Origin of the sequence: Amycolatopsis sp. NPDC101161, assembly GCF_044768185.1 — a bacterium.
In the GTDB taxonomy this organism is placed as follows: domain Bacteria; phylum Actinomycetota; class Actinomycetes; order Mycobacteriales; family Pseudonocardiaceae; genus Amycolatopsis.
On sequence record NZ_JBIWPI010000006.1, the window covers coordinates 584,426 to 603,184 of the forward strand.

Annotated in this window: 20 protein-coding genes; 8 read left to right on the plus strand and 12 right to left on the minus strand. The window is 71.5% G+C overall.

The genetic code is table 11. The annotated features are described in order from the left end of the window. Position 1: 1 nt before the first annotated feature. The 4 genes from ACIRSS_RS40825 to ACIRSS_RS40840 all read right to left on the minus strand — a co-directional run bounded on the left by ACIRSS_RS40825 (position 2) and on the right by ACIRSS_RS40840 (position 3,395). Positions 2 to 649 (minus strand): response regulator, encoded by a 648-nt coding sequence (locus tag ACIRSS_RS40825; RefSeq protein WP_400905890.1) that lies wholly within the window; start codon positions 647 to 649, stop codon positions 2 to 4. A gap of 105 nt (positions 650 to 754) precedes the next feature. Beyond that, entirely contained in the window at positions 755 to 1,648 is an 894-nt protein-coding gene (locus ACIRSS_RS40830; protein WP_400904910.1) for a TIGR03619 family F420-dependent LLM class oxidoreductase, read from the minus strand. 78 nt (positions 1,649 to 1,726) lie between these two features. Beyond that, on the minus strand, positions 1,727 to 2,494 hold the full coding sequence (locus tag ACIRSS_RS40835) for an SDR family oxidoreductase (RefSeq protein WP_400904913.1): 768 nt from the start codon (positions 2,492 to 2,494) through the stop codon (positions 1,727 to 1,729). Between the two features lie 10 nt (positions 2,495 to 2,504). Further along, on the minus strand, positions 2,505 to 3,395 hold the full coding sequence (locus ACIRSS_RS40840; RefSeq protein WP_400904916.1) for an NmrA family NAD(P)-binding protein: 891 nt from the start codon (positions 3,393 to 3,395) through the stop codon (positions 2,505 to 2,507). An 87-nt stretch (positions 3,396 to 3,482) separates the two neighbouring features. Between ACIRSS_RS40840 and ACIRSS_RS40845 the strand changes: the two genes are divergently transcribed. The 3 genes from ACIRSS_RS40845 to ACIRSS_RS40855 all read left to right on the plus strand — a co-directional run bounded on the left by ACIRSS_RS40845 (position 3,483) and on the right by ACIRSS_RS40855 (position 5,285). Continuing rightward, positions 3,483 to 3,983, plus strand: coding sequence for a winged helix-turn-helix transcriptional regulator (locus ACIRSS_RS40845; protein WP_400904918.1), 501 nt, complete (start codon positions 3,483 to 3,485; stop codon positions 3,981 to 3,983). Positions 3,984 to 4,047: 64 nt separating this feature from the next. After that, entirely contained in the window at positions 4,048 to 4,410 is a 363-nt protein-coding gene (locus ACIRSS_RS40850) for a DoxX family protein (RefSeq protein ID WP_400904920.1), read from the plus strand. Further along, positions 4,407 to 5,285 carry an RNA polymerase sigma-70 factor gene (locus ACIRSS_RS40855; protein ID WP_400904923.1) on the plus strand — a complete coding sequence of 293 codons (879 nt, stop codon included), beginning with the start codon at positions 4,407 to 4,409 and terminating at the stop codon, positions 5,283 to 5,285. The genes ACIRSS_RS40850 and ACIRSS_RS40855 overlap by 4 nt, the downstream gene beginning before the upstream one ends. A gap of 3 nt (positions 5,286 to 5,288) precedes the next feature. Here the strand turns inward: ACIRSS_RS40855 and ACIRSS_RS40860 are convergent, their stop codons facing one another. After that, entirely contained in the window at positions 5,289 to 5,639 is a 351-nt protein-coding gene (locus tag ACIRSS_RS40860) for a hypothetical protein (protein ID WP_400904925.1), read from the minus strand. A gap of 202 nt (positions 5,640 to 5,841) precedes the next feature. On the opposite strand from ACIRSS_RS40860, the gene ACIRSS_RS40865 reads away from it, so the two are divergent. The 4 genes from ACIRSS_RS40865 (at position 5,842) to ACIRSS_RS40880 (ending at position 11,155) form a co-directional block, all read left to right on the plus strand. Then, positions 5,842 to 6,294: a hypothetical protein gene (locus ACIRSS_RS40865; protein ID WP_400904928.1), complete on the plus strand. Its 453-nt coding sequence runs from the start codon at positions 5,842 to 5,844 to the stop codon at positions 6,292 to 6,294. Between the two features lie 175 nt (positions 6,295 to 6,469). Next, positions 6,470 to 6,925 carry a hypothetical protein gene (locus tag ACIRSS_RS40870; RefSeq protein ID WP_400904931.1) on the plus strand — a complete coding sequence of 152 codons (456 nt, stop codon included), beginning with the start codon at positions 6,470 to 6,472 and terminating at the stop codon, positions 6,923 to 6,925. A 70-nt stretch (positions 6,926 to 6,995) separates the two neighbouring features. Next, positions 6,996 to 9,290, plus strand: a complete 2,295-nt coding sequence (locus ACIRSS_RS40875) for an ATP-binding protein (protein ID WP_400904934.1) — start codon at positions 6,996 to 6,998, stop codon at positions 9,288 to 9,290. Between the two features lie 161 nt (positions 9,291 to 9,451). Continuing rightward, on the plus strand, positions 9,452 to 11,155 hold the full coding sequence (locus ACIRSS_RS40880; protein ID WP_400904937.1) for an SdrD B-like domain-containing protein: 1,704 nt from the start codon (positions 9,452 to 9,454) through the stop codon (positions 11,153 to 11,155). A gap of 72 nt (positions 11,156 to 11,227) precedes the next feature. On the opposite strand, the gene ACIRSS_RS40885 is transcribed toward ACIRSS_RS40880, so the two are convergent. The 7 genes from ACIRSS_RS40885 to ACIRSS_RS40915 form a co-directional block, all read right to left on the minus strand. Then, positions 11,228 to 12,040 (minus strand): hypothetical protein, encoded by an 813-nt coding sequence (locus ACIRSS_RS40885; RefSeq protein WP_400904940.1) that lies wholly within the window; start codon positions 12,038 to 12,040, stop codon positions 11,228 to 11,230. Next, positions 12,037 to 12,666 (minus strand): hypothetical protein, encoded by a 630-nt coding sequence (locus ACIRSS_RS40890; RefSeq protein ID WP_400904942.1) that lies wholly within the window; start codon positions 12,664 to 12,666, stop codon positions 12,037 to 12,039. Before ACIRSS_RS40890 ends, ACIRSS_RS40885 begins: the two co-directional genes overlap by 4 nt. Positions 12,667 to 12,714: 48 nt before the next feature. Further along, positions 12,715 to 13,671 carry a hypothetical protein gene (locus ACIRSS_RS40895; protein ID WP_400904944.1) on the minus strand — a complete coding sequence of 319 codons (957 nt, stop codon included), beginning with the start codon at positions 13,669 to 13,671 and terminating at the stop codon, positions 12,715 to 12,717. A 286-nt stretch (positions 13,672 to 13,957) separates the two neighbouring features. Further along, positions 13,958 to 14,536 (minus strand): GTP-binding protein, encoded by a 579-nt coding sequence (locus ACIRSS_RS40900; protein ID WP_400904946.1) that lies wholly within the window; start codon positions 14,534 to 14,536, stop codon positions 13,958 to 13,960. Further along, on the minus strand, positions 14,517 to 14,888 hold the full coding sequence (locus ACIRSS_RS40905; RefSeq protein WP_086680729.1) for a DUF742 domain-containing protein: 372 nt from the start codon (positions 14,886 to 14,888) through the stop codon (positions 14,517 to 14,519). The genes ACIRSS_RS40900 and ACIRSS_RS40905 overlap by 20 nt, the downstream gene beginning before the upstream one ends. Next, the gene (locus ACIRSS_RS40910; RefSeq protein WP_364461841.1) at positions 14,885 to 15,310 is read right to left on the minus strand and encodes a roadblock/LC7 domain-containing protein; all 426 of its coding nucleotides are present in this window, start codon (positions 15,308 to 15,310) and stop codon (positions 14,885 to 14,887) included. Before ACIRSS_RS40910 ends, ACIRSS_RS40905 begins: the two co-directional genes overlap by 4 nt. A gap of 52 nt (positions 15,311 to 15,362) precedes the next feature. Next, positions 15,363 to 17,777, minus strand: a complete 2,415-nt coding sequence (locus ACIRSS_RS40915) for a nitrate- and nitrite sensing domain-containing protein (RefSeq protein ID WP_400904949.1) — start codon at positions 17,775 to 17,777, stop codon at positions 15,363 to 15,365. 517 nt (positions 17,778 to 18,294) lie between these two features. Between ACIRSS_RS40915 and ACIRSS_RS40920 the strand changes: the two genes are divergently transcribed. Next, entirely contained in the window at positions 18,295 to 18,660 is a 366-nt protein-coding gene (locus tag ACIRSS_RS40920; RefSeq protein WP_400904952.1) for a hypothetical protein, read from the plus strand. Positions 18,661 to 18,759 lie beyond the last annotated feature (99 nt).

The window sequence follows — 18,759 nt, forward strand, 5'->3', positions numbered from 1 at the left end:
GTCAGCCCGCGAGGCCGGCTTCGTGGGCCAGCAGCCCCGCCTGGGTCCGGTTGGCGCAGCCCAGCTTCGTCAGCATCCGCGAGACGTAGCTCTTCACCGTCGCCTCGGACAGGTGCAGCTTGGCCGCGATGGCCGCGTTCGACATGCCTTCGCCGAGGCAGACGAGCATGTCCAGCTCGCGGTCGGTGAGGTCGGCCGTGCGCTCCCGGGCTTCCTGCGAACGCTCGTGCTCGCCGGCCGACGCGGAGACCATCCGGCGTGCGGCTTCCTTGGACAGCACCGTGTGCCCGTCGGCCGCGACGCGCACCAGCCCGATCAGGTCTTCCGGGGGCGTCGACTTGAGCAGGAAGCCCGAAGCGCCGGCCCGCAGGGCCTTGAGGACGTAGCTGTCGGTGTCGAACGTCGTGAGCGCGACGAGGGCGGGCGGGTCGGGGAGCTTGACGATCCGCTCGATCGCGGTCAGCCCGTCCACCCCGGGCATCCGCAGGTCCATCAGCATGACGTCGGGCCGGAATCGCCCGGCGGCCTCGACGGCTTCGGCGCCGTCCTGCGCCTGGCCGACGATGTCGATGTCCCCGGCGGAGGTCAGGACCGTACGCAGGTGCGCGAGCACCATCGGCTCGTCGTCGACGATCACCAGGCGGATCACGCTGTCGTCTTTCCCTTGGGTGCGCACACCCCGCAGTATCGCATTGACCGGGCCCGCGCCGCCTCCAGACGTGGAACCCGCCGGGGCGGGTTCCACGTCCGCGCGTCAGCCCTCGGCGACCAGGTCCAGCAGGCGGCCGCTGAGGTCGAGGTGCTCGTCCACACTGCTCGTCAGGTAGGTCAGGTCGACGAACGTGTGGTCCGGCTCGAGGATCCCGGCGATCTTCGTCACCGCCTCGGCGATCTGCTCCGCTTCCGTGCCGGGCGCGGCGTTCACGCGCAGCGCCACGCCGAGCGCCTGCGGGTCGCGCCCGGCCTTCTCGGCGTCGGCCCGGAGCTTGGCCAGGGTGGAGGTGAGCACGTCCGCGGGGAACTGCTCGGGCACCGACCAGACCGGCAGCCAGCCGTCGGCCCGCTCGGCGACCCGGCGCAGCGACTTTTCGCCGAAGCCGGCCAGGTGCACCGGCGGCTTGCGCACCGGCTTGAGCGCGACGTGGGACTCGGCGATGGCGTAGCCGACGCCCTCGTGCGTCACGGTGTCCTTGGTCCACCAGGTTTCGAGCAGGTCGAGCAGGTCGTCCAGCCGCTTGCCGCGCTCGCTCATCGGGATGCCGACGGCCGCGTACTCGTCGGGCGACCAGCCGATGCCGAGGCCGGGCAGCAGCCGTCCGTTGGAGGCGACGTCGAGGCTGGTGAGCAGCCGGGCGAAGTTCGCCGGCTGGTACTGCGTGGCGTTGATGGTGCTTGAGCCGAGGATCGCGGTCTCGGTCACGGCGGCGGCGACGGCCAGCGCGGTGAACGGGTCCTGGGCGGTGTGGAACTCCTCGGGCATGGTGTCGTAGCCCGGGTAGGGCACGACGGGCGCGACCGGCGAGAGCAGCCGGTCACCGACCCAGAGACCGGCCGCCCCGGCCTGTTCGGCTTCGCGGGCGTACCGCGCGATCCCACCCGGTGTGGCGGCCGCCTTGCCGAAGACCGGAAGGCTGAAACCCAAACGCATGAATTCTCCCCTGGAGAGCGAACGGATCTTTGGATCCTCTCCCCAGTAGTACTCGCGTTTAGTTGCTCGTTCAAGCACCTACCATTCGATCTTCGCGAACAAGAACGGTTCGTCCTCCGGCGCGTCCTTGCGAGCCCGCAACGCTTTCGCGGCGGGTGCCCCGGCGGGCACGCGCAGCGGCGGCTCCGGTCGCTCGATCGTCTCGGCCACCGTGACAGCGACCTCTTCGGGTGTCACGACTTCGCCGCGCAAGGCGGCGAGCTGCGCGTACAGCGGGAGGTACGGATCTTCGTCGCCGAAGAAGACCTTGGCGCGTTCGGCGCCACCCGAGGAAACCGCGCCCGGCTGGACGATGCTCACCTTGACGCCGAAGTGGCGCGTTTCGACGGCGAGTGTCTCGGCGATCGCTTCCAGGGCCCATTTGCTGGCCGCGTACGGGCCGATGATCGGCAGCACGAGCCGTCCCTGGACGCTCGAAACGAAGACGAGGTGACCCGAGCCGCGGACGCGCATCGCGGGGAGGACGGCCTGGGCGACCCGCAGCGCGCCCAGCGTGTTGAGCCGGAAGAGCCGGTCGACCTCGTCGAGCGGAACGGTTTCCAGTGGCGCGCGCACGGTTTCGCCGGCGTTGCTGATCAGGACGTCGACTTCGCCGGCGTCCCGGATCGCCTGGCTGACGGAGTCGGAGTCGGTGACGTCGAGGCGCAGGCGCTGGTCGACGGGCAGGTCGGCGAGTACCCGCGGATCGCGCGCGGTGGCGATCACGCGGTGCCCGCGGCGGGCCAGTTCGAGCGCGATGGCGCGGCCGATGCCCTTGCCGGCGCCGGTGATGAGGACGGATGCCATGGTTTTCTCCTCAGGAAACGAAGTACGGGCCGTTGCCGGCGAAGGATTCCTTGTTCGCGAGCACGAACTGCTCGACCGACAGCGGGGTCTGGCCGCCGACCTGCTCGACGACGTCGTTGGTGTCCGCGAAAACGCCGTTCCGGTAGTCGATCGCGACGTTGCCGAGGTGCTGGATCAGGTGCGCCGGCAGCCCGCGCGCGGTCATCGACGCCGTGAACTCTTCGACGGTGATCGGCTCGTAGCGCACCGGGATGCCCAGCGTGCGGGCCATGGTTTCGGCGATCTCGTGGTGGTTCAGCTCGACCGGGCCGTGGAGGGTGTACGCGGCGCCGGCGTGGGGCTCGGGGTCGGCGAGTACCGCGGCGATCACGCGTCCTTGGTCGACCGCGGCGATCGGTGCGTGCCGGCCGTCGCCGAAGGGGAGGCGCAGCAAGCCTTCGCCGTCGCGCAGCTCCCACCACGTGGTGAGCCATTCGGCGAAGAACGTGGGGCGCAGGTGGGTGGCGAGCAGGCCGGTCCGGTCCAGCACGCGTTCGGCGAGCCAGTGCTGCCGGGCCGCGTTGCTGCGGGCCTCGCGGCGGGCGGAGATCTGGGACATGCCGACGATCGAGCGGACGCCGGTTTCCGTTGCGGCTTGGGCGAAGTTGACGGTCGCGTCGAGCAGGCCTTCGCGGATCGGGTAGCAGAAGTAGGCGCCGGTGACGCCGTCGAGCGCCGCGGTGACGGCGTTGAGGTCGAGGAGGTCGCCGTGCACGACTTCGGCACCGGCCGCGGCGAGCGCCCGCGACCGCTCGTCGTCGCGGCGGACCATGGCCCGGACGCGGTGGCCGCGGGCGAGCAGGTGGTCGATGGTCGCGCTGCCGGTCTTGCCGGCCGCGGCGGTCACGAGGAAGCGGGACATGGGACCTCCTGGGAAGTTCATTCACCGAACTACCGCACCGTAGCACGGTCGAGTTCAATGAACGAACTGCCGGTGTAAGCTGGCCCCATGGCCCTCCCCAGCACCTACGCGGACCGCAACTGCTCCCTCGCGCGCTCGCTGGAGGTCGTCGGGGAGCGGTGGACGCTGCTGATCGTCCGGGACGCCTTCTTCGGCGTCCGGCGGTTCGGGGACTTCGCCGCCCAGCTCGGGATTCCGCGTGCCGTCCTGACCAGCCGGCTGAAAGCCCTCGTGCGGGAGGGCGTCCTGGTCCGCGAAAACGCCGAATACCGGCTCACCGACAAGGGCGTCGCGCTCTGGCCGGTCGTGCGCGCGCTGATGGGCTGGGGCGACGCCTTCTACTCGCCGGACGGCGAAAAGCGCACGACCCGCCACGACGCGGACGGCGGCCGCCTCGACGCGGACGGCCGTTGCGAAGAGTGCGGCCTGGCTGTCCCGGTGCCGGAGATCCGCATCGAGCCCGGCCCGGGGTACCGGCCGCCCGCCGACCCCGACCCGGTGTCGGCCGCCATGAGCGCTTCGCGGCGACTGCTCGAACCGGTCGTGTGACCCACGTCATGCCCTGTCACAGCGACCGGGCACCCGGTGTCTTGAGGCCGACAAAGGAGACCTCATGACCATCGCACTCTGGATCGCCGCCGCGCTGCTCGCCGTTGTCGCCCTCACCGGGGGTGTCAGCAAGGCGTTCGTGCCCAAGGAAAAGCTCGCCGCCCACCCGGGCGGCGCGTGGACCGGGGAGAGCAGTGCCGGCTTCGTCAAGACGCTCGGCGTCCTCGAACTGCTGGCCGCGGCCGGCCTGATCCTGCCCGCCGCCCTCGGGATCGCTCCCGTCCTGGTCCCGGTGACCGCCGCCTGCTGGGTCCTGCTCATGATCGGGGCCATGATCACGCACCTGCGCCACGGCGAGGCGAAGTTCGTCGCCCTGAACCTGACCTACCTCGCCCTCGCGGTCTTCATCGCCTGGGGACGCCTGTGACCGCCACCGAAACCTTCGTCGCCCACCGCAACCTGCTCTTCACCGTCGCCTACGAGATGCTCGGCTCGGCGGCCGACGCGGAGGACGTCCTGCAGGAGACCTGGCTGCGCTGGGCCGACGTCGACCTCGGGGAGGTCCGTGACGAGCGGGCCTACCTGGTCCGCATCACCACCCGGCTGGCGCTCAACCGGCTGCGCACGATGAAGCGCCGCAAGGAGGCCTACGTCGGCCCCTGGCTGCCCGAGCCGCTGCTCACCGCGCCGGACGTCGCCGAGGACGTCGAACTCGCCGAGAACGTCTCGATGGCGCTCATGCTCGTCCTGGAGACGCTGGCGCCGACCGAACGCGCGGTCTTCGTGCTGCGGGAGGTCTTCGAGTTCGGCTACGACGAGATCGCCGCCGCCGTCGGCAAGACCCCGGCCGCGGTCCGCCAGATCGCGCACCGGGCGCGCAAGCACGTCGACGCCCGCCGCCCGCGTGAGACGGTGTCGGCCCGCGAAACCCGCGCGGTGCTGGAGTCGTTCCAGCGCGCGCTGGCCACCCGCGACTTCCAGGGCCTGCTGGACGTGCTCGCCCCCGACGTCGTCCTGCTCAGCGACGGCGGCGGCCTCAAGCAGGCGGCGCTGCGGCCGGTCGCCGGCGCGGACAAGGTGGTCCGCTTCATGTCCGGCGGTATCAGCCGCACCGACGCGGTGCTCACCAGCGGTTTGACGGTGGTCAACGGCAACCCGGGACTGGTGCTGCACCTGGACGGCGAGCTCGACGGCGTCATGGCGGTCCGGCTCGACGACGGCCGCATCACCGGGCTCTACTACGTGCGCAACCCCGAAAAGCTCACGCGCGTCGAGTCGGAGACCCCGCTGACCCTGCGGTGACGCTCAGACGTGCGTCGAGCTGACGACGTAAGCGGTGATGTGCTCCGCCAGCGCGCGGACCGCGGGGTGGTCCAGGTGCTTCTCCGCCTCGAGCTTGAGCGGCCGCAGGCGGTCCTTGGTCCGAACGGACTTGAGCATCTCGGCCGCGTCGACGGCTTCGGTGCCGATCCGCGCCCCGCGTTCGAGGTCGCCGTCCAGCAGGTGGGCGTGCGCCAGCATCGCCAGGCAGAACGCCCGGCTGCGGGCCATGTCCGGGCCGTACCGGGCGACCACGTCGGTCAGCGCCGCGATCGCCGTGCGGGCGTGGCGCGGCCGGCCGCGCTGGGCGAGCTCGGTGCGCACCGTCCCGGTCATCGCCGCGACGTCGGTCTCGGTGAAGAACCGCGCCCAGTCCGGTGGGTCCGCGGGCCCGGCCGCCTCGAACTCCTCGGCGGCCCGGCCGAGCAGGGCGAGCGCGAGCTGTTCGTCGCCCTTCCCCGCGTACGCCCACGCCTGGTTGGCGCTGAGGATGGCTCCCCGCCAGCGCGGACCCGCAGCGCCGCGCGGCCAGCCGGCCGTGCTGGAACTGGGCCAGCGCCTCGTCCGGGGCGCCGTGGTGCAGGTGGATGCGCCCGCGCCGGTAGCGGATGTTGGCCGCGAGCTCGTCGTTGCCGCCGTGCTCGGCCAGCGCGAGCGCCAGGTCGAGGTGGTGGTGCGCGGCGCCGGCGTGCCCGCTGTCGAAGCTCGCCCACGCGGCCAGGTTGTGCAGGTCGGCGACCGCGGAGAGCAGCCGCGTCCGCACTTCGCCGGGGGCCGCGTCCAAGAGCTCGTGCCCGCGGTGGATCCGGACGAGCACGGCGTCGCGGCACATCCCGCCGCCCGCCGCGTAGTCGACCGCGCGCAACGCCCTCGTCTGCGTCTCCAGCTGCTCGACCTCGGGCGGCCCGGGGCGGTCGGGCCGGGCCCGGCGGACGGTGAACTCGGCATCGGTCATGGCGACGTCTCCTGGCAGCACCAGTCGTGGCCGTAAACCATACTCGCCGCACCCGGGACCGGCGACCCCGGCGGCGCCGGAGGGTAGTGCCGCGGGCGCGGCACGTGACGGCGGGACAGGTATGGGTTCAGGTACTTGTACGGGTGCGGGGACGCGGGCCCGGGCGCAAGCTGAACCGGCCCCCGATGACCCGCAGGAGGTCGGAAAACCCATGGTGCACGGCCGGTCGCGTCCCCTCCTCCGGGTCGTTTCCCCCGCGAGCGTCCCGGAGCCGCGGCCGGCCCCTTCCGGCTCGCGCGACCGCTACGCCGACCTCGACGACCGGCGGCTGGCCGCCATCCTGGCCGCCGAGGACACCGCGGAGGAGCACGGCCTCAGCCCGCACACGCGCAGCACCTGCTACGTCCACCGGTGCTGGGCGCACCAGTGCGTCGGCGACCCGCTGCACATCCTCGTCGTCACCGGGCACCGGTGGTGCCGCCGCTGCGAGTGCCCGGTCGACGTCGCCGTCGACGAGACCCCGCCCGGCGCGGTGCACCTGTTCTGCCCGCGCTGCGGCCAGGCGGGCTCGGCGGCCAACCGCGAAGTCCGCCAGGCCTGCCGCACGAGCCTCGCCGCGATGCACGGCGGCGACACGCCGACGCTCTACCGCATCCCCGACGCCTGACACCCGCGAGGTTGCTTCCTCCGAGGGGCTCGCATTGACCGGCCCGCGCGGACGTCCTTACGGTGCTCGGGTGGGCAAGGCCGGCACGACGTGGGGGAAGGGCAACCTGCCCGCCGACACCACGAGCTTCGTAGGGCGCAAATCGGACGTTTCCGAGGTCAAGCAGCTGCTGACGCGGGCGCGGCTGGTCACGCTGACCGGGGTCGGGGGCGTCGGCAAGACGCGGCTGGCCGTGCAGACGGCCGCCGGCCTCTCCCGCGCGTTCCCCGACGGCGTCTGGCTGGTCGAGCTCGCCGGGCTGCAGGACCCGGCGCTGGTCGCGCACACCGTGCTGGAGGCGCTGGCCGTCCACGACGAAACCGGCCGGACGCCGGCGGCCGTGCTCGCCGAGCACCTGCGCGACCGGCGGCTGCTGGTCATCCTGGACAACTGCGAGCACGTCCTCGACGCGTGCGCGACGCTGGCGCACGACCTGCTGCGGGCCGCGCCGGGCCTGCGGCTGCTCGCGACCAGCCGCGAGCGGCTCGCGCTCGCCGCCGAGCACCTCTGGCCGGTGTCCCCGCTGCCGCTGCCCGAGCCCGGCCGTCCGCTGCCCGGCGGCGCCTGGCTGCGCTACCCGGCGCTGACGCTGTTCGCCGAACGCGCGGCCGCCGTCGACCCCGGGTTCGCCGTCACCGCGGAGAACCAGGAACGCGTGGCGCAGGTGTGCCGGCTGCTGGCGGGCATCCCGCTGGCGATCGAGCTGGCGGCCGTCCGGCTGCGGGTGCTGACGCTGGCGGAGCTGGAGTCCGGGTTGGACGACTGCTTCCGGCTGCCCGGGACGGTGAAGCGCGGCGGCGAGCCCCGGCACCAGACGCTGCTGGCGGCCGTCGACTGGAGCTTCGCGCTGTGCAGCCCGGCCGAGCAGCGGCTGTGGGCCCGGACGTCGGTGTTCGCCGGCGGGTTCGACCTGCGGGCGGCCGAGCGCGTCTGCGCGGGCGAGGACGTCGGCGCCGGTCTCGCCGGGCTGGTGGAGAAGTCGGTGCTGATCCGGGAGGCCGGGCGGTTCCGGCTGCTGGAGCCGTTGCGGCAGTTCGGCCGGGCCAAGCTGACCGAGTCCGGGGAAGCGGCGGAGGCCCTGCGGTCGATGCGGGACCACTACCTCCACCTGGTGGAGTGCGGCGAACGGGCGTGGTTCGGGCCGGAGCAGGCGGAGATCTTCCGCCGGACGCGGGTCGAGCACGCGAACCTGCGGGCGGCCCTGGACTACAGCCTGACGGTGCCGGGCGAGCTCGAAACCGGCCTCCGGCTGGCCTCGACGCTCTGGTACTACTGGGCGGGCTGCGGCGTGTTCGGCGAAGGCCGCCACTGGCTCGACCGCGCGCTCGCGCTGTCGCCCGAACCGGGTGCGTCGCGGGCGAAAGCGTTGTGGGTCAACGGGTACGTGGCGACGCTGCAGGGCGACAACGCGGGCGCGATCGCGATGCTGGAGGAGTGCCGCGCCTACGCCCGCCGGGCCGGCGACGAGGTGGCCCTGGCGTACGCGACGCACCGGCTCGGCTGCAACCTGCTGGTGGGCGACGACGTCGGCGACGCGAAGGCGCTGTTCGAGGAGGCGCAGGCGCGGTACCGGCGGCTCGGCGAGCTGAACAGCAACGTGATGCTGGCCGGCATCGAGCTGGCGGTGGCGTCGATCTTCCTGGGCGACCTGGACCGCGCGGGCGAGCTGTGCGAAGAGGCGTGCGCGACGGGCGCCGCCCACGGCGAGCAGTGGGCCCAGGCGTACGCGATCTTCGTCCAGGCGCTGGTGGCCCTGGGCCGAGGCGACTTCGCGCGCGCGGCCGAGCGCGGCCGGCATTGCCTGCGCGTCAAGCGGAAGTTCCACGACCTGCTGGGGATCGTGCTGGCGATCGAGCTCCTGGCGTGGAACGAGGCGGCCCGCGGCCACTGGGAGCCGGCGGCGACGATGCTGGGATCGGCGCAGCCGATCTGGCAGGCGGTCGGCTTCCCGATGTTCGGGTCGAGGTACTTCGGAGCCCCGCACGGCGAGTGCGAGAGTTCGGCCCGCCGGGCATTGGGCGAGGGCCGGTTCGCGGCGGCGGTCCGCCGCGGCCGCGAGTTCGGGCTGGAGGAAGCGATCGCGTACGCGTTGGGTGACGTGACGCCGTCGCCCGAGCCCGGCCCGTCCCGGGTGACACCGTTGACGGACCGCGAGCGCGAAGTGGCGGTTCTGATCGCGGACGGCCGGTCGAACCAGGAGATCGCGGACAAGCTGGTGATCTCCCGGCGGACCGCGGAGGGCCACGTGAACCGGATCCTGCGCAAACTGGGGTTCGATTCCCGAAGCCAGGTCGCGGCGTGGGCGGCGCAGGTCTCCCGGCTTTAGCCGAGGTCGCCTGAAGGCTGAAAAGCCCCGGCATCCGTAACGCGGAGCCGATTCGCGGCGACCCTGGCTGCGCATCGAAGAACGCGATGTTCGGCACTCGACGGCTCGTCCCCGGCCTCGCCGAACCCGGGAATCCTGGCGCGCCAGGGGAAGGGCTCACAATGATGCGAAAAACCCACGCGGTTCCGCGCGGCCTGCTGGTGGTGTTCTCCGTCGTCCTGCTCACCGTTCTCGGCCTCGCGCCGAGCGCGTCGGCGTCGGTCCTGTGGCCCGACGAGCAGGCGATGATCACCACGAGCACCTACCGATCCACCTACGTCTACGACGTCGGCGTCGGGAACGCCATCTCCGCCGAGCAGTTCGCGCAGCCGGCGGTCACCGCGTTCTACGGCGCCCAGGGCGGCTTCGACCGCAACTTCATGTACTGGGCACCGATCGTGGCGATCGACCGGCCCGACCAGTTCTGGACGAGGTGTGTCGGGAACGCCGGTGGCCTCTGCCAGAACGTCCAGCCCGGGAGCCAGAACATCTCCGCCGAGATCGGCGCCGGTCAGATCCACGTCAAGTACTGGAACGGCGCGTTCATCGGGGTGGCCTGCGGAAACTGGAACCACGGCGGCACCGGACCGGTTCCGGTGATCAGCGGCACGAAGTACGAGGACGTCAACGGCGACGGTGTCCGGCAGGCGGGCGAACCGGGGCTCGCCGGCTGGACGATCGACCTGTCCTTCAACGGAGCGGTCGTGGAAACGGCCACCACGGACGCCGGCGGCGGCTACTCGTTCGCCTTGGACGCCGACCAGTTCCCGGTCGGCGCGGGCACGTACACCGTGGCGGAACGCCCGCAGGCGGGGTGGGTCCAGTCGCACGCGCCGGCGCCCGTCACCGTGGGCTACGGCGCCGGTCCGGCGAACTTCGGCGGGAACGACTTCGGGAACTACCGGCCGGCGACGATCGGCGGCCGGAAGTTCGACGACCACGGTGCCGACGGCGGCGGAGCCGGCGATCCCGGGCTGGCGAACTGGACGTTCGACCTGGACAACGGCGCGACGGCGGTGACCGGGAGCACGGGCGACTTCGCCTTCCCGGGCCTGCGGCCGGGAACCTACACGGTGCGGGAACGGCAGCAGCCGGGGTGGCGGCGCACGACGCCGGCCTCCGGGGCCACGACCGTGACGGTCACCAGCGGCCAGGTCACCGGGGGCGTCGACTTCGGCAACGTCTGCCTCGGCGCGATCGCGGTGACCGCACCGGCCGGCGTGACGACCCGAGTCGACGAGGCCGGCGTCCCCGGCGTCCTCGCGAACGATCCGCCGGCACCGCGCACCGCGTCGGGTACCGCGACCGTTTCCGGGCTCCTGCCCGGGACCTACCGGGTGACCTTGACCTTGCCCGACGGCGTCTTCACGACCGACCCGGACCTCACGTCGCTCGACGGGAAGTTCGCGATCGTCAAGACGATCACGGTCGCCGAGTGCGGCACGAGCCCGGTCGCGCCGGCTTTCGTGACGTCGCAGCCGGGCAAGATCACCGGTGGCGTCCGGATCCTGGTGCCGGGCGGAACCGCCACCGCCGGGTTCGAGTTCATGCAGCGGGGCGACGGCCCGCGCGGCACGCTCGAGTACAACGACCACGGCAACGGGATCGACATCCACACCTCGGACATCACCGGCATCTCGGCTTCGGGCACGGACGCCTACGTGTTCGGGCACGCCGTCGTCGGCGGGGTGACGTACGGCTTCCGGCTCCACCTCGTCGACGCGGGTGAACCCGGCACCGGCGACCGGTTCGAACTCCTGCTGTCGAACGGGTACTCCGCCGGGCTGGGCCAGACGCTGAACGGCGGGAACGTCCAGATCCACTGACGGCCGCGGCGCAAGGGTCGTGAGTGGTGATCGGGGCTAGAACCCCGGTTGTCACTCACGACCGGTCGCGCTCTAGCCGAGCCGGTTGTCCCAATCGGCGAACGACGCCACCAGGTCCTCCGGTGCCCCGATGTCCTTCAACCGCCGCAATTGGTCCTCGATGTAGTAGCGGTACAACGGAACCAGCCCCGCCGCCAACTCCGGCCGCAGCTCTTCCGCGTCCAGCGGATGCCCCTCCCGGACCCGCAACGCCAACCGCACCAAAGATGCGGCCGGGGCGTCCGGCTGGGACAGGTACCACTCGATCGCCTCGTCGTTGTTCGCCGCTCGGCCCGACTCCAGCGTTCCCGAGTACAGGAACCGGACCGGGAACAGCACCGCCTTCGTGAACCACACCGTGTCCACCAGCAGCCGGCGCGGCGCGCGGAACTCCGCCGTCACCTCGGGCGTCGCCAGCACCGCGATCGCGAAGGAAGCGCTCTCCAGCAACAGCTCCGCCGGCGACGGGCGGGCGATCTCGGCCAGGACGTCCGAGCCCAGCAGGACCACGCCGTGGTCGGCCAGCTGCAGGCGGTCCAGCGCCGGGAACCGCCCGTCGTCGCGGCCTTCGCGCAACGCCGGCAGGGACGCCCAGAACACCGAAAGCTTGCGGTGCAACGGGCTCCGCTCCTGCAACGCCGTCGTCGTGTCCGCGATCGAAGCGCCGTCCGCGTCGGTCAGCACCAGTGCCAGGTCGATGTCGCTGGCCGCCGGGGAGTAGCCGCCGTAGGACAGGCTGCCCAGCAGGTACGCGCCGATCAGGCGCTCTCCCAACGCTTCCTGGTACGCGCGGGCCGCTTCGGCGGCGATTTCGCGGGCGGTCGCGGCCGGGTCGGTGCTCGTCATGCCGCCACCGTATCGCGGCGGGCGCACTCGGCGATGCGGTCCGAGACGACGCCGATCACCTGCCACGCCCGGTCGAGCACCGTGACGACGTCGTCCACCGTCCAGTCGCTGCGCCGGCGCAGCAGCTCGTAGCCCATCTCGAGGTGCTCGACGTCGGCTTCGTCGTGCAGGTCGAAGTATTCGTCCTCGGGGAACGCCCGCGTGCCCGCCTGGCTGAACACCAGGCTGCCCGCTTCGAGGGCCAGGTGCGCCAGCACCGCGCGCTGCACGCCGGGCAGGATCCCGAACTGGTCGACGAACCACGACGCGCCCGCCTCGATCACCGGGTCCCAGACCAGCTGCCGGTCTTCCGCGCGGCTGCGGGCGAGGATCTTGTCGTGCCCGATCTCCTCTTCCTGGTGCTCCAGGGCCAGGGCGCGCAGCTCCGGGTCGCTCTCGAACGTGACGCGGGCGCTGATCATCCGCTGGAAGGCGTTCGACCACGGCTGCAGGTAGGTGAGCACGGCCTTCTTGGTGTCGTCGGTCGTGTCCGCGTCGGTCAGCAGCCGGATCAGGGCCGACCCCTCGTACTCCCGCTGCCGCTGCTCGTTGTGCCGGGCCACGCGCTCGACGTCCTGCTGGGTCACGATCGGCTCCTTACCGTGGTGCTTCGGGAGATCATCTTTCCTGCCACGCTAAGCAAGATCAACAGGCGCGAGCGACCGGTCGTACACGGGGAACCGGAAGTACGTGGTGACGTCGCCGCGGCGGCCCGCTGTGCGGTAGCTCACCAGCTCGAGGATCCGCGTCTCCGTCAGCGGTCCCGGGGCCAGCGCGGCGGTGAGGAGGCGGAACCGGCCGGGGTCGACGCCTTCGCGGTGCAGCAGCGCGGCCGTCCGTTCGACGGCTTCTTCGTCACTGGCAGCGAGATCCGGCAGGCGCAGGTAGGTCGTGGACTCGGCCGCGCGGTCCAGTCCGGACCGGAACGCCAGGCAGCTCAACGCCGCCTCACCAGCGTCTTCCCGGTCGCCGGCCAGGAGTTGGTAAGCGGCGCGCGCGTCTTCGGCGTCGTGGCGCAGCGCGACCGAAGCGACGCGGTTCACGTCGGCGAGCCCGGCGCCGTGGTTGCGGTAGTAGACCTTGACCCGCGCCTCGGCTTCGTCGGCCAGGTCCACCGCGAAGAACTCGATTTCCCGGCTGCCGTCGACGGTTTCGACCCGGCGGCGGGCGTCGTCCCACGCGCGGGCCATGCCGAGCCGGTCCATCGCCTCGGCGACCGCGAGCTCGCGGTGAGCGTGCGGCCACGGGTAGAGGCCGAAGTAGGTCTTGTGGACGATCCGCGACGGCGGGCGCCAGGCGATCGAGTGCCACAGGGGCGCGGGCGACGGGCGGCCCCCGCGCACGGTGAACGTCTCGTGCACCCGGTGCAGCCTGCGGAAACCGCTCTCCGCGGGCGGCGCGACGGCGTGCCCGAGCCCGTCGAACAGCACCCGCAGCTCGGGGTGCGCTCCGGACCAGTTCACCGACATCTCGGCGGGGAACCCGTCGTCCGCCACATAGGACGGCTGGGCGGGCACGGCGCCGATCCGTTCGTGCGCCCACGGCGGCAGCAGCGCGCGCAGCATCCGCGTGGTCCGGACGGACTGCTCCACCGGAACCCCGAGCGCATCACACGCGGTAGACCAAAGCCCGCACAGGAAGTCACCGAAGAGACGACCCTGTGGCGGGTAGTTTTCCCTTATATATCCGGGAAACTCCGGCTCACGACTCGTCACGACCGGATGCTATCAGTTTGATGCTTGCTCAACTAAAAAGCTGCACCCGGGTGGTCCAACCAATTGCGCCATGTGGGTTTGCCGGTGTCCGACGTGGACACGCTCGGACACATCGGACACCGGCGCCGTCCGAGCCGGACACGGACCGGACAAACCGCAGGTCTCAGACCGGCGCGGGCACCACCGTCATGGCGTGCTTGACCAACCGGATCAGCGCGAGCTTGCTCGAGTCCCTGTCACGCGCGTCACACATGACGATCGGCACCCGGTCGGGGACGACGAGGGCCTCGCGGATCTCGTCCGCGGTGTAGCGCGGCGAGTTGTCGAAGCAGTTCACCGCGACGACGAACGGGATCTTCCGGCGCTCGAAGAAGTCGATCGCGGCGAAGCTGGTCTCCAGGCGCCGGGTGTCGACGAGCACGATCGTCCCGATCGCGCCGCGCGCGAGGTCGTCCCACATGAACCAGAACCGCGCCTGTCCTGGCGTCCCGAACAGGTACAGCACGTGCCGCGGCGAGATCGTGATCCGGCCGAAGTCGAGCGCGACCGTCGTCGTGGTCTTGCGCTCCACGCCGGACAGGTCGTCCACCCCGGCGCTCGCCTCGGTGAGCACCTCTTCGGTGGTCAGCGGCGGGATCTCGCTGACCGACCCGACCATGGTGGTCTTCCCGGCGCCGAACCCGCCGGCGATGATGATCTTGACCGGCGTGGGGACCAGTTCGTCAGTACTTGATGAGGCCATCGAGAACCGCCTGGAGTGTTTCGAGGTCCGGCGACTGCGCCGGGTGGTGGGCAGGGGAGCGCGTGATGACGAGGCCGCGTTCGATGAGGTCGCCGACGAGCACGCGCACGACCCCCAGCGGGATCTTCACGTAGACGGCGATCTCGGCCACGGACACCGGGTGCCGGCACAGCTGCACGATCGCCTGGTGCTCCGGGCCCAGCCCGGCCGGCTCCTGTTCCGAGCGCAGGGTCATCACCTGCGTGGACAGGTCCAGCCGCGCGTTGTCCGCGGGCGTCCGGCCGCTGGTGATCGTGTACGGCCGGACGAGCGGCCCGGCGGCCTCGTCGTACCAGCTCTCGTCCCCGCTCATGTGGCCTCCCGCAGGATCTGCGCCGCCTCGCGCGGCGCCGACACCATGTAGTCGCCGACCCGCTTGACCAGGCGGCTCATCTCGTACGCGATCATCTCGACGTCGACGTCGTCCGCCGCCAGCACGGCGAGGCACGCGCCCTGCCCGGCCGCCGAGACGAACAGGTAGCCGCGTTCCATCTCGATCATGTTCTGCAGCACCGGGCCGCGGTTGAACTGCTTGCTCACCCCCTTGGCCAGGCTCTGCAGGCTGGAGGCGATGGCCGACAGCTGGTCGGAGTCGTCCTTGCCCATGCCGGCCGACTTGCCGATCAGCAGCCCGTCGGCGGACAGCACGATGGCGTTCTGCGCGCCGACCACGCGGTTGACCACGTCGTCGAGCAGCCAGTTGAGATCGGGTTTGGGGTTCCCGTACTCGTTCATGCGTCAGAGACCTTGACTTTCCTCTGTGGACATTCGATGTGCTGTCGCGGACTTACGCGTCGTCGGACCCGACCACCCGGCCCCGGCGAGTGCCCTTGTGGAACGCGGCGAGGGTCCGCGCGGTCCCCTCACCGGGCGCGACGACGTCCTCGTCGCCTTCGTCGGGTTCGTGTTCGAGCTGGGCGACGAGGTTCTGCTGGGGTTCGCGCCGGGGCAGCCGGGGCCGGTCGTCGGCGGTCGGGGGCGGCGTCGCGGGCGCCTCGGCGGCCGGCGGTTCCGCGACCGGCGGCGCCGCGGCGGGCACCTCGGGCAGCGCGTCGGGCTGGGTGAGCGCGCGGGCCGGGTACGGCCTCGGCTTGGTGTCCCGCTTCATCGGGATCTGACCGCTGAACGAGCTGGGCGTGTCCATGGAACCGGGTGAGCTTTCTGCTGCCTGCGGCGCGGGTGCGCCCACCGGGGCCAGGACCGCGGTGGTCTCCGCCGGGGAGGAGCCGGGCTCTTCGGGGACGTTCCCCTGCTGTCCGGCCAGGTGCTGGGTCGGGATGAGCACGGTGGCGCGCAGGCCGCCGTAGCGGGACGGGTCGAACGTGACGGTCATGCCGAGCTTCGCCGCCAGCCGCGCGACCACGAAGAGGCCGAGGCTGGAGTCGGCCCGCAGCGCCATCGCGTCGAACTCGGGCGCCTCGGCCATCATCGAGTTGGCCCACTCGCGGACGCCGTCCTTCATGCCTAGCCCCTGGTCCGACACGTCGACGACGACCCCGCGCGCGACCTTGCGGCTGGTCACCTCGACCGGCGACCCGGGCGGCGAGAACGACGTCGCGTTGTCGACCAGCTCGGCGACGAGGTGGATGGTGTCGGCCACCGCGGCGCCGACGATCGCGACGTCGGGTACCTGCTCGACCTGGACCCGCGCGTACTGCTCGGTTTCCGAGACGGCCGCGCGCAGGACCTCCATCAGCGCCACCGGCTTGCGCCAGCGGCGGCCCGGCTGCTTGCCGCCGAGGATGATCAGGTTCTCGGTGGTGCGGCGGGCGCGGGCGGCGAGGTGGTCGAGCTGGAACAGCGAGGCCAGCTGCGTCGAGTTGTCCTCGCGGGCTTCCATCTCGTCGAGGATCTGCAGCTGCTGGTGGACCAGGACCTGGTTGCGGTGGGCGATGCCGAGGAACACGTTGTGCACACCGCTGCGGGCCTTGGCCTCGCTCGCCGCGGCGTTGACCGCGGTCAGCTGGGCGGTGTTGAACGCCTCGGCCACCTGCCCGATCTCGTCGCGGCCGTGGTCGAGCTGCGGGAGCTCTTCGGAGAGGTCGACCGGTTCGCCGTTCTTCAGCCGCTCCACGATGTTCGGCAGCCGGTTGCGGGCGAGGTCGAGGGAGTCGTTGCGCAGCCGCGCGAGGCGCGTCATCAGCGCGCGGTCGACGAGCGAGCGGGACACCCGCACCGCGACGATGATCGCCGCCAGCGACGCGAGCAGCGCCAGGATGCTGCCGATGATGACGTTGCGCAGCTGGGCGTCCCCGGAGTCGATCGCGGCCGCGGAGACCTTGTCCGCCTGGGTGATCGCGAGGTCGTTGAGGCCCTGGGCGACCTGGGTGGTCGCGTTCAGCCAGTCCGTTTCGGACACCGGCACGGTGTTCTGCTCGCTCGGCGACCACGGGCCGTGCTTGACGATCGCCTGCTCGGCGGTGGCCAGCTGCTGCCAGGCGGTGCTCTTGGTCAGGGCCCGGTACTTGTCGCGGACGCTCGGGTCGAGGAACGGCTCGATCTGCGTCAGCTGCGTCCGGTAGGTCCCCGACAGCTGCGCGAACTGGGCGAAGTCGTCGGGGGCGAAGGTGCCGGCCGAGAAGGCCGTCGAGACGAGCGACGTCTCGCGCGACATGGCGTCACCGGCGCGGAACACCGAGGTCGCGGTGATGCCGCCGGTCGCGGCCTCGGCGTCGGGCACGACGCGGGCCTGGGTGTCGAAGAGGTTGGACGCGGTGTCCATCACGCCGTTGTAGTAGCCGTTGACCTGCGCGCGGTCGATGCTGCGGAAGGAGATCTGCGAGCGCAGCACGGGCAGCTGGTCGAACTGGGACTTCAGCGCGTTGACCTTGGCCGCGATCTCGTCCGGCGCGTTGGAGATCGTCGCGGCGAACGCGTCCTTCAGGGCGCCGAGCTTTTCGTCGGTGGCCTTCTGCTGCTGCTGGAGCCGGCCCGGGCCGAGCGCGGGGTCGTCCAGGTACTGCAGCGCGGACTGGCGTTCCTTCTGGAACTCGGCGAGCGCGGAGGCGGCGGGGATGGACACCTCGCGCACCGACGCCGCGACCAGCCGGACGTAAACGCCGTTGAAGAGGAAGTAGGAGGAGACCGCGATCCACAGCACCAGCAGGGTCACGCTGGGAATGAGAACGGTCCTGGTCAGCCTTTTGCGGATCGACTTGTCGTACGGCTTGTCCGACTCGTCCTGGGCGTCTTTGTTCAGCACGGCGGTTCACGAACTCCTGAGTGACGGTCGGCGAAAACTCCGGACCCGGACGAGGAAGCGGACACGACGATGGGACACAGCGGCCGCCGTCACCCGTCTTCGCCTCACCCTCCGTGTTGCCGCGGAATCGATCAGGGTCCGTTTTTTACCACGAACCAGGAGGAGGCGGTGCCGCTGACCCGGCGTCCGGACGGTTGTCCGCCGGACGGCGAACGGTGTTTACCGACCGCGTCCGGTTGATTACCCCCATTTCCTCTGGTAACGGCCCCGAGCTGCATTTCGGCGTCTTGCACGCTGGGCCGAACGGGTGAAAGTGAATTCGTCCGGTTCGCCGCGCCGAAGCGTTCGCGGCGTGGGAATGAAGGGCAACGCGGTTGCCCGCGAGTCCGGTTCGGACCGTGGTCGCGGGCGACGGTGAGTCATGGTGCGCGGGGAAGATGATCTTCGTCACGAGCGGTGTGCCGCGGGCCGGAAAAGGCTTGGAAGCCGTGCCGGCCGGCCGCGTAGCGTACCGCGCATGTGCCGGTACGCCGAGACCGTCTACAAGGTCCACTACGTGTGCGTGCCGTGCCGCCGGAGTGGCAAGCACGCCTGGGATGGTGGAGAGCACCGGTGTCCCGAGTGCCGGGCGCCGATGGTCTTCGCCGGCCACGACTTCGCCGCGCCCCCGCGTCGCGACGGTTCGGGCTGGGCCGCGGTCGCCGCGGTACTGGCGGCCGGGTTGGCGTACGACGGCTTCGAGCCGTGCGGTTGTGGTCGCGAGCCGGAGTTCCGGCCCCGCAAGTCGGCGGAGGTGCGGGCGCGGCGTCGAGTTGCCGAGCGCACGGGGGTGTCGGACGCGGAAGCCCTCGCGGTCCGGGATCCGCACGACCTCCTCGGCTGAGCCCGTCCCGAGCTGACGGCCGAAACCCGGTTCACTCCTCGCCGCATCTCGGCAATGGCCGCCGTGGTTCGCGGACTCCGGCTGGGTCGCCGCCGCTGA